General features: G+C 68.9%; 13 protein-coding genes, 1 other RNA gene and 1 pseudogene. 9 read left to right on the top strand and 6 right to left on the bottom strand.

The window, feature by feature from the left end:
• Positions 1-10: 10 nt before the first annotated feature.
• Entirely contained in the window at positions 11-1,063 is a 1,053-nt protein-coding gene (locus H9L17_RS04570; RefSeq protein WP_246455164.1) for a glycosyltransferase family 9 protein, read from the bottom strand.
• Between the two features lie 21 nt (positions 1,064-1,084).
• Between H9L17_RS04570 and H9L17_RS04565 the strand changes: the two genes are divergently transcribed.
• The 3 genes and pseudogenes from H9L17_RS04565 to H9L17_RS04555 all read left to right on the top strand — a co-directional run bounded on the left by H9L17_RS04565 (position 1,085) and on the right by H9L17_RS04555 (position 3,157).
• Positions 1,085-1,828 carry a 3-deoxy-D-manno-octulosonic acid kinase gene (locus H9L17_RS04565; protein ID WP_187571170.1) on the top strand — a complete coding sequence of 248 codons (744 nt, stop codon included), beginning with the start codon at positions 1,085-1,087 and terminating at the stop codon, positions 1,826-1,828.
• Between the two features lie 8 nt (positions 1,829-1,836).
• Positions 1,837-1,953 (top strand): annotated as a pseudogene (locus H9L17_RS04560) (molybdenum cofactor biosynthesis protein MoaE); the annotation flags it as partial.
• Positions 1,954-1,990: 37 nt separating this feature from the next.
• Positions 1,991-3,157 carry a serine hydrolase domain-containing protein gene (locus tag H9L17_RS04555; protein WP_187571169.1) on the top strand — a complete coding sequence of 389 codons (1,167 nt, stop codon included), beginning with the start codon at positions 1,991-1,993 and terminating at the stop codon, positions 3,155-3,157.
• A 46-nt stretch (positions 3,158-3,203) separates the two neighbouring features.
• Here H9L17_RS04555 and ffs read toward each other — a convergent pair.
• Positions 3,204-3,300: signal recognition particle sRNA small type (ffs, locus tag H9L17_RS04550), an RNA gene on the bottom strand.
• Between the two features lie 115 nt (positions 3,301-3,415).
• Here ffs and H9L17_RS04545 point away from each other — a divergent pair.
• The 6 genes from H9L17_RS04545 (at position 3,416) to H9L17_RS04520 (ending at position 10,265) form a co-directional block, all read left to right on the top strand.
• Positions 3,416-4,513, top strand: coding sequence for an AraC family transcriptional regulator (locus H9L17_RS04545; RefSeq protein ID WP_187571168.1), 1,098 nt, complete (start codon positions 3,416-3,418; stop codon positions 4,511-4,513).
• Positions 4,514-4,589: 76 nt separating this feature from the next.
• Positions 4,590-4,988, top strand: coding sequence for a c-type cytochrome (locus tag H9L17_RS04540; protein WP_187571167.1), 399 nt, complete (start codon positions 4,590-4,592; stop codon positions 4,986-4,988).
• A gap of 2 nt (positions 4,989-4,990) precedes the next feature.
• Positions 4,991-6,358, top strand: coding sequence for a D-arabinono-1,4-lactone oxidase (locus H9L17_RS04535; RefSeq protein WP_187571166.1), 1,368 nt, complete (start codon positions 4,991-4,993; stop codon positions 6,356-6,358).
• A gap of 16 nt (positions 6,359-6,374) precedes the next feature.
• Positions 6,375-7,709 (top strand): GH1 family beta-glucosidase, encoded by a 1,335-nt coding sequence (locus tag H9L17_RS04530; RefSeq protein WP_223158081.1) that lies wholly within the window; start codon positions 6,375-6,377, stop codon positions 7,707-7,709.
• Positions 7,706-8,977, top strand: a complete 1,272-nt coding sequence (locus tag H9L17_RS04525) for an MFS transporter (RefSeq protein WP_187571164.1) — start codon at positions 7,706-7,708, stop codon at positions 8,975-8,977. The genes H9L17_RS04530 and H9L17_RS04525 overlap by 4 nt, the downstream gene beginning before the upstream one ends.
• A 16-nt stretch (positions 8,978-8,993) precedes the next feature.
• Positions 8,994-10,265, top strand: a complete 1,272-nt coding sequence (locus H9L17_RS04520; protein ID WP_187571163.1) for a DSD1 family PLP-dependent enzyme — start codon at positions 8,994-8,996, stop codon at positions 10,263-10,265.
• Positions 10,266-10,571: 306 nt separating this feature from the next.
• Here the strand turns inward: H9L17_RS04520 and H9L17_RS04515 are convergent, their stop codons facing one another.
• From H9L17_RS04515 to H9L17_RS04500, 4 genes are read right to left on the bottom strand one after another with little or no spacing between them, the layout of a single operon-like run.
• Complete coding sequence (locus H9L17_RS04515) at positions 10,572-11,237, bottom strand: aquaporin (protein ID WP_246455163.1); 666 nt, start codon at positions 11,235-11,237, stop codon at positions 10,572-10,574.
• An 18-nt stretch (positions 11,238-11,255) separates the two neighbouring features.
• Positions 11,256-11,750 carry an arsenate reductase ArsC gene (locus H9L17_RS04510; protein ID WP_187571161.1) on the bottom strand — a complete coding sequence of 165 codons (495 nt, stop codon included), beginning with the start codon at positions 11,748-11,750 and terminating at the stop codon, positions 11,256-11,258.
• 12 nt (positions 11,751-11,762) lie between these two features.
• Positions 11,763-12,221 (bottom strand): ArsI/CadI family heavy metal resistance metalloenzyme, encoded by a 459-nt coding sequence (locus H9L17_RS04505; RefSeq protein ID WP_187571160.1) that lies wholly within the window; start codon positions 12,219-12,221, stop codon positions 11,763-11,765.
• Positions 12,222-12,232: 11 nt separating this feature from the next.
• Positions 12,233-12,562: an ArsR/SmtB family transcription factor gene (locus H9L17_RS04500; protein WP_187571159.1), complete on the bottom strand. Its 330-nt coding sequence runs from the start codon at positions 12,560-12,562 to the stop codon at positions 12,233-12,235.
• Positions 12,563-12,858 lie beyond the last annotated feature (296 nt).

The raw sequence follows: 12,858 nt of genomic DNA, 5'->3' as shown, positions 1-12,858 counted from the left end.
GCGTGTGGCGTTATCGAGCTTCGCTGACGTAGCGTTCGAACGCCGCCACCGCATCCTCGACCGCGATCAGATCCATCACCCCCTCGGCCTCGATCTTCGTGCCCCATTTCAGTGCCGACGCTGGCTTGCCGCGGTATTTGCGCGCGGCATCGTCATAGCGATCCACGCAATAGCGGCGATCCGAATACGGCCCGCTGCGATTCGGGTTGGTGGCGGCGTGCAGGCCCAGCACCTTGGTGCCCATCGCGTTGGCGATGTGCATCGGGCCGGAGTCGGGCGTCACCAGCAGATCGGCGCGGGCGAGCAGGGCGGGCAGTTGCTTGAGCGTGTCCTTGCCGATCAGGTCGAGCACGCCCTCGCGCGCGGCCATCGCGGCAAGGATGGCGTCGCCGGTGCTGCGCTCCAGTTCGCTGCGCCCGCCGCACAGCACGATCCGCCAGCCTTGCGCGATGGCGTGGTCGGCCAGCGCGGCGTAGCGCTCGGCGCGCCAGTTGCGCAGGGCGTGGCTGGAGCAGGGCGAGATCATCAGCGTGCGGCGGCCGTCGTCGTCCCATTGCGCTCGCGCCCAGGCGTGGGCTTCGTCCGGCACCGGCAGGTCCCAGACGATCTCGTCGCGCACCAGCCCCAGCGGTTCGCAGAAGCTGCCGATCGCGTCCAGCACGTGGATGCCGGGGCGGTCGGGGATGCGTTCGTTGACGAACAGGCCGTGGCCTTCCTTGCTGCGCGAGCGGTCGTAGCCGATCCGCCGCCGCGCCGGCACGAAGGCCGAGAGCAGGTTGGCGCGCGCGGAGACTTGCAGTTGCAGCAGCGCATCGAAGCGCTGGCCGAGTTCGCGGCGCAAAGCGCGCATGCCGGCCAGCCCGGTCTTCTTGTCGTATTCGACGAAGCGCACGCCGGGCAGACCGTCCAGCAGGCGGCGCTCGCCCTTGCCGATGATCCAGGTCAGCTCGACGCCGGGCAGCCCGGTTCGCAGGGTGTGCACCAGCGGCAGCACGTGGGTGACGTCGCCCAGCGCGGACAGGCGCAGCAGGCAGATCGATTGCGGGGCATGGGCTTTTTGCACGCGGTTGTTACACTCGACGGAATGACGGGTTTCGACGCCAACGAGCATCTGACGCCGTTCCGCGACGCGCGCGGCTACGGCGCGATTCTGTTCGACCGCACGCAGCTGCGGCAACCCGAGCCGCAATGGTTCGACCCGGAACATTGGGGCATGGCCGCGCAGCAGGTGTCCGACGGCGGGCGCGGCGGCGCCTGGTTCATCGATTTCGGGCAGGGCGAGGCGGTGCTGCGGCAGTACCTGCGCGGCGGCCTGGCGGCCAGCTTCAGTCGCGACCGCCACCTGTGGCGCGGCATCAACCGGGTGCGCAGCTTCGCCGAGTTCCGCCTGATGCGCGTGCTGCGCGCGAAGAAGCTGCCGGTGCCGCTGCCGTTCGCGGCCTGGTATCGCCGCGAGGGTCTGCACTACCGCGCGGCGATCCTGATGCAGCGCCTGCGCGACGTGCATTCGCTGGCGTCGCTGGCCGACGCCGGTGCGGCGCCGTGGGAAGCGGCCGGCCAGCTGATCGCCAGGTTCCATCGCGCCGGCCTGGACCACGCCGACCTCAACGCCCACAACATCCTGTTCGACGCGCAGGGGCAGGGCTGGATGATCGACTTCGACCGCTCGCGCCTGCGCATCCCCGCGACGGCCTGGCGCGAAGCCAACCTGCAACGTCTGCTGCGTTCGCTGCGCAAGCTGCGCGGACAGCGCAGCATCGAGCAGGTGGATGCCGACTTCGCCCGCCTGCGCGCTGCCTATGCGGTGGCGTGGGATCGGGGCTACTGAGCGATGTCGATCGCGACGCCGCCTCCGCCGCCTGCCGCTGGATCATCGACGCGGTGAAGGCGCGGGTGCCGGTCTGGAAGCACGAGTGCCGCGCCGAAGGCGATGCCGGCTGGCTGCATCCCTGAACCCGCGATCCGCCGTCCCCGTTCACGAGGAGTTCCCATGATGCAGGCGCGCCGCAAGCGGATCCGTTGGTGGCTGTTCGCTATCTCGGTCGGGCTTGCGCTGGCTTGGGCATGGTTCGCGCTGTTGCGGCCGTTGCCACCGCGCATCGGCCCGGTTCCGGCGGCGCTGGACGATGGTTGGCGGTTGGCGACGCCGGCCAGTGTCGGCATCGACGATGCCGCCTTGCAGCGGCAGGTGCGCGCATTGCTGGACGCACCGCTGGACGTGCATGCGGTGCTGGTGGCGCGCCATGGCCGGCTGGTGTCGGAGTGGTACCAGGGCGGCCTGGATCGCTCGGTGTATGCGCTGTTTTCCGTGCGCCATGCGTTCGGGCCCACGCAACGGCACGACGTACGCTCGATCGGCAAGAGCGTGACCAGCCTGCTGTACGGGATCGCCCTGCAGGAAGGCCGCGTGCCGGCACCGCAAACGCCCGTGCTCGATGCCTATCCGGCGCTGGCGGGCAGCGTCGCGCCGCCGGTGCGCGGCATCCGCATCCAGCATCTGCTGGACATGGCCAGCGGCTTGCGCTGGCAGGAAGGCGGGCGCGGCGACAACGACGAATTCCGGTTGTTCTGGAAGCGCGACATCCCCGCCTATGTCCTCGGACACCCGATGGCGCAGGTGCCGGGTACGGCCTTCAACTACAACGGCGGCGGCACCGCGGTGCTGTCCGACCTGATCTCGCATGGCGCCGGCATGTCGTTGGATGCCTATGCGGGCAGCCGCCTGTTCGCACCGCTCGGCATTCGCGACTGGGAATGGGTGCGCGACCTGCACGGGCGGCCGATGGCCTTCAACGGCCTGCGCCTGCGCCCGCGCGACCTGCTGAAGATCGGCCAGCTGGTGCTGGATGGCGGCAACTGGCAGGGACGGCAGCTGGTGCCGCGGGCATGGGTGGAGGCGTCGAAGTCGGCGCGCATGGTCACCGGCCTGCGCGATTTCCGCTACGGCCAGCAATGGTGGTCCGGCACCGCTCGCTGGCAGGGCCGGGAGCTGCGCTGGTTCGCGGGCTTCGGCAACGGTGGCCAGCGCCTGTACATCGTCCCGGAACTCGACCTGGCTGTCGTCGCCACGGCAGGCGCCTACGAGCAGGATGCCACTGCGATCGCGGTCAACGATCTGATCCAGCAGGTGGTGGATTGCGTGCAGGCGCCGGGCTGAGCCCAAGCGAGCCATCGCGCGGGATGCAGGTTCCGGAAAGGCGGTAGCCCCGCCGGCTGACCTCGGCGCCCGCGTCAGTCGATACCGTTGCTGCCTTCCGGCCCTGGCGGGGTTTTCGACCTAGCGTCGCGAGGGGCCGACGGGGCCACCATAGGTGCGAGCCGTGGAAACCTCGGCTCTTGGTACGGGCGCGATCCTTGTCGAATCGGTGCCGGATGCCGGCGACGCCTGATACCGCGTGACGAGGTGCTAGTTTACATGCTTTTGACGCGCGGCAGCGCGGCGAAGGCCGCCATCGCCGCGCGCGGAACGCCCGCCGGGGAGGCCATCGGTTCCATGTCGCGCAGCAAGCTCGATCCCAGCCAGTTCGCGCCCGAGATCATTCCCTACCTGCTGGTCACGCTGTGCGAGCGCGCGGTCGGCATGGGGATCGCGCCGGAGCGCCTGTGCGCCGGGCTGGGCTTCGACCTGCCGGCGCTGCGCGCGGGCGTGCTGGTGTCGCGCCGGCAGGCGTGGCGGATGATCCGGCGCGCGCTGCAGCTCGGTGGCCGCGACGATCTCGGCATCGAGGTCGGGCTGGGCCAGGGGCTGGAGAAGTTCGGCCTGCTCGGCGAAGCCTTCGTCACCGCGCCGGACGTGGGCGGAGCGATCCGGCTGGGCGCGCGCCACTATCCGGCCGGCGGCGCGCTGGTCGATATCGAACTGGCGCCGTCCACCAGCGGCCTGGCGCTGGAGCTGCGGCCGCGCGTGCGCGATCCGCGGCTGGCGATGTTCCTGGTCGAGGAACTGCTGGCCAGCGTGCTGGACCTGTTCCGCCGCGAGCTGGGCGAGCCGCTGGTACTGCATGCGTTGGAGCTGGGCTATCCGGCGCCCGCGCACGCGTCGCGCTACCGCGAGCTTTTCGGCTGCGAGCCGCGCTTCGGCGGCGCGCGCAGCCGGCTCGAACTCGCGCCGGACTGGCTGGCCCGGCCGATGCCGCGCCACGACCCCGCCGTTTCCGCGAACATCCGCGCGCAGCTCGAACAGCACGCGCGGCAGGAAACGCTGGACACCGTGGCCGCGATCGAACGCCTGCTGGCGCGCCCCGGCGGGATGGCGCTGTCGATCGCGCAGCTGGCGCGTTCGCTCGACCTCAGCCCGCGCACGCTGCGGCGGCGGCTGGACGAGGCGGGTACTTCGTTCCGCGCGATCAGCGGCCGGGTCCGCGCACAGGCGGCGCGCGAGCTGCTGGAGGCCGGCGGCCTGACCGTGGCCGAGGCCGGCGCGAAGCTGGGGTTTTCCGACGCGCGCGCGTTCCGGCGCGCCTTCAAGCGCTGGCAGGGGCTGGCGCCGGGCGAACTGCGCCCGCCGCGTTGATCGCTTTGCGCGCGGGATTTGGCCGCAATCTGTCCCTGTCCCGCCGTGGTCCGACGTGCTCCAGTAGGCGCAAGCCATGTTCGCAGGTCGCCCGATGACGCCGTCGCCACGACACCGGAAACGCTTCGCTTTCGCCTTCCTCGCGTTGCTCCCGACGTTACTGGCCGGCTGCGGCGAGCCTCCCGCCGCCGCCGCACCGCCGCCCGCCGCAACCACGGCTGCGCTTACTCCGGAATTGCAGGCCATCTACGCGCGCAGCTGCGCCACCTGCCATGCCGTGCCGGCTACCGGCGCGCCGCAGGCGGGAGACGCCGTCGCGTGGGCGCCGCGCATCGCCCAGGGCGAGGACGTGCTGCTCGACCACACGATCAACGGCTTCAACGCGATGCCGCCGCTTGGCGCCTGCGCCGATTGCGGCGAGGAGCAGTATCGCGCGCTGATCGCCTACATGGCCGGTACCGGCCGGGAGCGCTGACGATGAAGCCGACCCGCCGCGAACTGCTCAAGGGATTCGGTGCGCTCGGGCTGCTGGGCGCGCTGGGCGCACACGCGAAGGGCGCGCGGCCGATCCCGTGGCGCAACTGGTCCGGCGCGCAGTCCTGCCTGCCGATGGCGCGGCTCGCGCCGGCCAGCGAGGAGCAACTCGCCGACGCGCTGCGCAAGGCGGCTGCCGGCGTGCGGCCGGTGGGTTCCGGGCATTCGTTCAGCGCGCTGGTGCCCACCGACGGCGCGGTGCTGTCGCTCGCCAACCTGCACGGCATGATCGGCCACGACGCGCAGGCGCTGACGTCGGAATGGTGGGCCGGCACGCCGATCTCGCAGATGGGCGCGCCGCTGAAGCGGGCGGGCCTGGCGCTGCCGAACATGGCCGACATCGACTACCAGACCCTGGGCGGCGCGATCGCGACCTCGACCCACGGCACCGGCCCGCGCTTCGGCTCGTATTCCGACCAGGTGACCGGCCTGCGCCTGCTCACCGCCAACGGCGACGTCATCGACTGCGACGCCGAGCGCCATCCCTACGTCTTCGACGCCGCGCGCTGCTCGCTCGGCGCGCTGGGCGTGGTCACTCGCGTGCGCATGAAAAATCGCAAGGCGTTCCGGCTGCACCGTCGCGAATGGGTGCAGCGCTATGAGGAGTTGCTGGAAGACATGCCGCGCCTGCTGCGCGAGCACGACCATTTCGAGATGAACGTGCTGCTGCATTCGGACATGGCGGTGGCGATGGCGATGGACGAAACCGACGATCCGCGCACCATCCCGAAGGAGCCGGGCGGCGACGTGGACAAGGTCGCGCTGCTGCAGCGCGTCCACCTGGAATGGCGCAACTCGCCGCGCGGCTACGCGCGCGTGCTCAACTTCCTGGTCAAGCACGCGGTGTCCTTCCCCGAGGTCATCGACGATTCGTACAAGGTGTTCGCCAACGTTCGCGACGTGCGCTTCAACGAGATGGAATACGAGGTGCCCGCCGAGGCCGGCCCGGCCTGCCTGCGCGAGATCCTGAAGAAGATCCGCGACGAGAAGATCGACACCTTCTTCCCCATCGAATACCGCTACGTCCGCCGCGACGACGCGATGCTGTCGATGTTCCAGGGGCGCGACACCTGCGCGATCTCGGTGCACCAGTACTACCGGATGGACCACCACAACGTGTTCGCGCAGGTCGAGCCGATCTTCTGGAAGTACGAGGGCCGCCCGCACTGGGGCAAGCTGCACAGCCTCAACGCGCGTCTGCTGGCGCCGCTGTATCCGCGCTGGAAGGAGTTCCTGGCGGTGCGCGAGGCGCTCGATCCGGGCGGCAAGTTCCTCAATGCGCACCTGCGGTCGGTGCTGGGCGTGGGCTGACGCGGGCATGGCGTCGATGCGGTTTCCCGCCGGGTTCCTCTGGGGCGTGTCGGCCTCGGCGTTCCAGATCGAGGGCGCGCTGGACGAGGACGGGCGCGGGGCGTCGGTCTGGGACACGTTCTGCGCACGGCCGGGCACTATTGCCAATGGCGACGATCCGGGCCGGGCCTGCGATCACTACCACCGCTGGCGCGAGGACGTCGAACTGATCGCGGGTCTGGGCGCGGGCGCCTACCGCTTCTCGATCGCCTGGCCGCGCATCCAGCCGTCCGGGCGCGGCGCGCCGAACCAGGCCGGGCTCGACCACTACGCGCGGCTGGTCGATGCGCTGCTGGAGCGCGGCGTCCAGCCCGTACCCACGCTCTACCACTGGGATCTGCCGCAGGCGTTGCAGGATGCCGGCGGCTGGCATGAGCGCGACACCTGCGAGCGCTTCGCCGAGTACGTGCAGCACGTCGCGCGCCGGCTCGGCGACCGCGTGCCGCGCTGGATCACCCACAACGAAACCTTCGAGCATTCGGTGCTGGGGCATGCCTTGGGCGTGCATGCGCCGGGCGAGGAGAACGGCCTCGCGATCTTCGACGTGGTGCACCACCTGCTGCTCTCGCACGGCCGCGCGGTGCAGGCGCTGCGCGCGACCGCGCGCGCGGATGCGCAGGTCGGCATCGCCCAGAGCATGCAGAGCGCCCGGCCGGCGTCGAAGCGCCTGCGCGACCGCTTCGCGGCGTGGATGCTGGATACGGTGCACGACCGCATGCACACCGATCCGCTGTTGCTCGGCCGCTACCCGCGCGGACTGGCGCTGCTGCGGCAGGACCGCTCGGCGCTGCGCGACGGCGATCTGGAGATCATCGCGCAGCCGCTGGATTTCCTCGGCATCAATTTCTACAACCCGCAGTACGTGCGCATGGCCCCGCGCGGCAGCGCCGCACCGATCGAGGAGGCCGAACCGCCGGCACGCTTCGAGCGCACCGAGATGGGCTGGCCGGTGGACGCGACCGGGCTGGGCCAAGTGCTGCGCGGCCTGCGCGCGCGCTACGGCAAGCGGCTGCCGCCGATCGTCGTCACCGAGAACGGAGCGGCGTTTCCCGACGCGATGGATACGCAGGGATGCATAGACGATCCGCGCCGCATCGACTACCTGCGCCAGCACCTCGCCGAACTGCGGCAGGCCATCGACGCCGGCATCGACGTGCGCGGCTATTTCGTCTGGTCGATCCTCGACAATTTCGAATGGGCGGAAGGGTACCGGCCGCGTTTCGGGCTGGTGCATGTCGATTACGCGACGCAGCGGCGCACGCCCAAGGCGTCCTACCACTGGTACCGCGAGCAGATCGCGGCGCAGCGATGAACGACGGCAAGCCTTCCGTGCGCGATGCGCTGGCGGAACCGACGCTGCCGGTCGGCGCGCGCTTCGTCGGCACCTACTCGCTGGCCTTCCTCGGCCTGTGGATGGCGTTCTTCGCGCCGATCCAGGTGCTGCTGGCCGAGCAGATGGAAGCGATCGCGCCGCTGCACAAGGAAGCGGCGCTGGGCTGGGTGACGGGTGCGGGCGCGCTGGTTGCGCTGATCGCCAATCCGCTGTGCGGCGCGTGGTCGGACCGCACCACCTCGCGTTGGGGGCGCCGTCGCCCGTGGAGCTTCGCCGGCGCATTGTTGGGCGTGCTGGCGCTGGCGATGCTGGGGCGGCAGCGCGACATCGCCGGGGTGCTGCTGTGGTGGTGCGTGGCGCAGTTCGCGCTGAACGCGTTGCTGGCCGCGCTGATGGCGGAGCTGCCCGACCAGGTGCCGGTGGCGCAGCGCGCGCGTTGCAGCGCGTGGACCGGCATCACCCAGCCGTTGGGCGTAGTGGTGGGCACGGTGCTGGTCACCGCCGCCGTCAGCGGCATCGGCATGGGCTATCTCGCGGTGGCGCTGGCGCTGCTGGCCTGCGTGCTGCCGTTCCTGCTGCTGGCCGGCAACGCGCGGCTGCGGCCGGAGCAGCGTCCGCCGTGGCGCTGGAGGGAATTCCTGCGCGGGTTCTGGATCGACCCGCGCGCGCATCCGGATTTCGCCCGCGCCTGGTGCATGCGCTTCCTGGTGCAGCTCGGTTCGGCGCTGGGCACGCTGTACCTGCTGTATTTCCTGCGCGACTCGATCGGCTTCGAGCGGCTGTTCCCCGGTCGCAGCGCGGAGGACGGATTGCTGGTGCTGGTGCTGGCCTATACCGCCGGCGTGGTCGTCGGCGCCTTCGCCAGCGGCGCGGCGTCCGACCGCAGCGGCCGGCGCAGGCGCAACATCGTGGCGGGCAGCGCATTGATGGCGGCGGCCTCCGCGCTGCTTGGGCTGTGGCCTGCATGGCCGGTGGCGATCGGCGCGGCGGCGCTGCTGGGCCTCGGCTACGGCATCTACATCGCGGTCGAACAGGCGCTGGTGTCGCAGGTGCTGCCGGCGGCCAGCGGGCGCGGCAAGGACCTGGGCGTGCTCAATGTCGCCAACTCCGCGCCGCAGGTGCTGGGGCCGGCGCTGGCGGCGCTCTTGGTGACGCGGTTGGGCGGTTATCCGGCGCTGTACTTGGCGACGGCGGCGGTGACGATGGCGGGCGGATTGCTGGCGCTGCGCGTGCGCAGCGTGCCGTGAGGGAAGCGAGGACGGAATGAAACGACGCAACTTCGTATTGGGCGCGATGGGCCTGGGCGCGGCGGCGCTGTGGTGGAAGAAGCCGGGCGACCACGGTGCGCCGTATGCGCCGTACTTCCGCGCGCTGAACGCGGAGCTGAAGCGCAACGGGCCGATGGAGCCGGCGATGGTGGTCGACCTCGACCGCCTCGACGCCAACCTCGACCGGGTGGCGCGCACCCTGCGCGCGGCCGGCAAGCACTACCGCATCGTCGAGAAATCGCTGCCCTCGCCGAAGCTGCTGGAGTACGTCGCCGGGCGCGCGGGCACCACGCGGCTGATGTCCTTCCATCAGCCCTTCCTCAGCCACGACGCCGAGTTCTTCCCCGGCTTCGACGTGCTGATGGGCAAGCCGCTGCCGGTGCGCGCGGCGGCGCAGTTCTACGCCGGGCTCAAGGGCGCATTCGATCCCGCGCGGCAATTGCAGTGGCTGTTCGACACGCCGCAGCGCCTGCGCGAATACGCCGAGCTGGCGCGCGGGCTCGGCACCAGGATGCGCGCCAGCCTGGAGATCGACGTCGGCCTGCACCGCGGCGGCGCGCGCGACGGGCGCGAACTGAAGGCGATGCTGGACGTGATCGCCGCGCATCCTCAGCAGCTGGAGTTCGCCGGCTTCATGGGCTACGACGCGCACGTCGGCATGGGCGTGCCGTCGGTGCTCGGCAGCGCGCGCGAACTGCTGGACAAGGCGATGGCGCGCTACCGCGGCTTCGTCGACGTCGCCCGCCGCGACTACGCATCGCTGTGGCGCGACGACCTGACCCTGAACTCCGGCGGCAGCCCCAGCTACGCGCTGCACGCGCACGAAACCGTCAGCAACGACATCAGCGTCGGCACCGCGCTGCTCAAGCCCACCCACTACGACATCGAAACGCTGAAGGAGCACGTGCCGGCGGCGTTCATCGCCACGCCGGTGCTGAAGAAGGCCGGCCCGATCGACCTGCCGGCGCTGGACGCGAAGTCGCGGATCTTCTCGTGGTGGGATCCGAACCAGCGCGAGACTTTCTTCATCTACGGCGGCTGGTGGCTGGCCGACTACGAATCGCCGAAGGGCCTGCAGTTCAACGAGCTGTTCGGCCACAGCGCCAACCAGGAAATCGTCACCGCCTCGCCGGGCGTCGGCTTGGACGTGGACGACCACGTCTTCTTCCGGCCGCAGATCAGCGAGGCGGTGCTGCTGCAGTTCGGCGATCTGGTGGTGGTGCGCGGGGGGAGGATCGTCGACCGCTGGCCGGTGTTTTCGGCGTAGTTGGATACGCGAGCAAGGATGTCGCGGCGGGGATAGCTCGGGCCATGCTTGGCCCTCGCCCTGCGGGCAGCCTTGGGCTGTCCACATCGGCAGTCCTGCCGATGTGTCGAATCCAAGCGGGGGACTGCTCGTCCTCCGTGCTCTCCGCCAGATACGCAAAACGCCCCACGAGGGGGCGTTTTGCGTATCTGGCGGAGAGAGGGGGAAGTCCCTAAACCACCTCAAAACCTTTGATTTTCCGAGAGAAACAACCCGGTGAGAGTTTGTACCATCGGACGTACCAACGTCGGGGCGTATGGTAGCAGCCTACGGGTGCGAGGCGGAAGCGTCCGCGCTCTTGCCATCGAACAGAAGGCGCGCCGCGCCCGTCGCCGCTATCGCTCCCAGCAACTGCGCCACAACGAACCAGGGCACGCCGCTGGGCTTGATCCCGGCAAATGAGTTGGTGAAGGCTCGGGCAAGCGATACCGCAGGGTTGGCGAATGAAGTCGAAGCCGTGAACCAGTACGCGGCCACGATGTAGCCGGCGACCGATAGGGCGACGGCCAGCAACCCGTGCCGAGCCGTACCCAGGATGACCAGCACCAGGCCGAAGGTCGCAACGAACTCACTCCCTACCTGCGACACGCCTTCCCGCACATGCTGGGAGAGCGTGAACGCTGGCAGATCAAACATGCCGTGAGCGATGGCAACGCCTGCTAGAGCGCCAACGACCTGGGCGGAGACATAGCCCAGGGTGTCGGCGGTGGAGAGTTCGCCGCGCAATCGCATAGCCAGCGAAACGGCGGGATTGAAATGCGCCCCGGAGACGCTCGCCAGGGTCATGATGAGCGCGAACAATCCCGCGCCCGTGGCTAGGGCGTTTGCCAGCAAGGCCAGGGCGATATTTCCCCCGGCCAGGCGTTCGGCCATGATCCCGGAGCCGACTACGACCGCCAGCAAAAATGCCGTGCCGATAGCCTCGGCCAACATACGGCCTGGAAGTCGCATTTAGGCGTTGCCCAGGGCTTTGACTTCCCTCAACAGCGACATGCGATCCAGGGTGTCGTGCGGCAGGCTCAGGAACAGGCTCAAGCGGTGAGCGATCGCCTGCGCCGTCTTTCCGAACGCTGCGCGCTTGGCGCTTTCGTCGCCTTCGGCTAGTGAAGGGTCAGGAAATCCCCAGTGCGCGGTCATGGGCGAGCCGGGCCAGTACGGGCAGGCTTCGCCCGCCGCGTTGTCGCAGACGGTAATGATGAAATCCATCTGTGGCGCGTCGGGTGTGGCGTACACATCCCAACTCTTGCTTTCCATGCCGGCGGTGTCGATACCAAGAGACTGGAGCGTGTCCAGCGCCAGCGGATTGACCTTGCCGCTGGGTTGACTGCCGGCGCTGTACCCCTTGAAACGCCCTTTACCGAGTTTGTTTACCAACCCTTCGGCCAAAATGCTGCGGGCGCTGTTGTGCGTACAAAGGAACAGGATGTTATAGGGCTGGGTGTTCATTGCCGTTTGTCCTCAGCAGCAGCCAGAGCCAGAAGAACAGGCCGTTGCCGTGCTTTCCGGCTTCGCTACGCAACAGGCTTCGCCGGCGGCCCGTTCTCCGCCATAGACGGGGATATCGCCCAGGCTGTGGAACGCTTCCCAAACGACGCCCTGCGGGTCTTCCAGCCAATGCTTATCCGAACGCGCATAGCAGCAGTTGGCCCCCGTCTCCGGTTCAGCGTTCAAGCCAGCGACGGCGGCGCGGCGTTCGATCTCCGCGAGTTCCTCGGCGGTTTCAGCCTGAATACCAAGATGGTTGACGCCTACGGCGTCGGCTCGTGTCGAAATGGCAAAGTTGACGCGCGGGTCTTCCAACATCCACTTGGCGTAGTCGTTTTTGCGAACGCTGGGGGATGTAGCGAACAGGCCGGAATAGAACTCAATGCTCTGGTCTAGGTCTTTCACAGAGACATGGACGTGTAGGCGCTTCATTGCGAACTCCGTTAGGTAGCGGTGGTCTTACAGGACACGCCTTCGACGCCACACGGCGTACCGGCGCAACAGTTCTGGGTGAGGAACGAAAGCAGGTCGTCCATCGCCTTGAAATTCGCGGAATAGATGACGTAGCGCCCTTCTTGCCGGGATAGCGTCAGACCGGCATGGGTGAGTTCCTTCAGGTGAAACGAAAGCGTGGCCGGGCTAATGCCCAACCGCTCGGCGATCTGGCCGGCGGGCATACCGCCTGGGCCTTGTTCCACGAGCAGGCGAAAGACCGACAGGCGGGTTTCCTGGGCCAAGGCAGCAAGTAGTGGGACAGCGGCTATCGTTTCCATATTTCAACAATAATCAAAATAAAGCAGGGAAGCAAGGGCCGCTAGTCGCCTACAGGCGTGGCGCGGAAGCGCCCGCCCAGGCCCTGGCCCACGGCCAGGAGAACAGCCGCCGAAGGCGGCTAAACCGGCAGCCCCCTGGGGGGCGTCCGCAAGGCGCGCAGCGCCGCAGCGGGCCGGCGGGGCGGCTTTGTCTCTTACCTGTTCTATCTCTTACCCACTGACGGAACCTCGTAAAAACAAGCCTCTTGGGCCTGTTCCCCCATCTTTCTGTCAACGCTTAGAGGTTGTAGCCCTGT

Source organism: Thermomonas brevis, assembly GCF_014395425.1.
Taxonomy (GTDB): Bacteria; Pseudomonadota; Gammaproteobacteria; order Xanthomonadales; family Xanthomonadaceae; genus Thermomonas; species Thermomonas brevis.
This window is presented reverse-complemented; position numbering and strand designations above follow the sequence as displayed.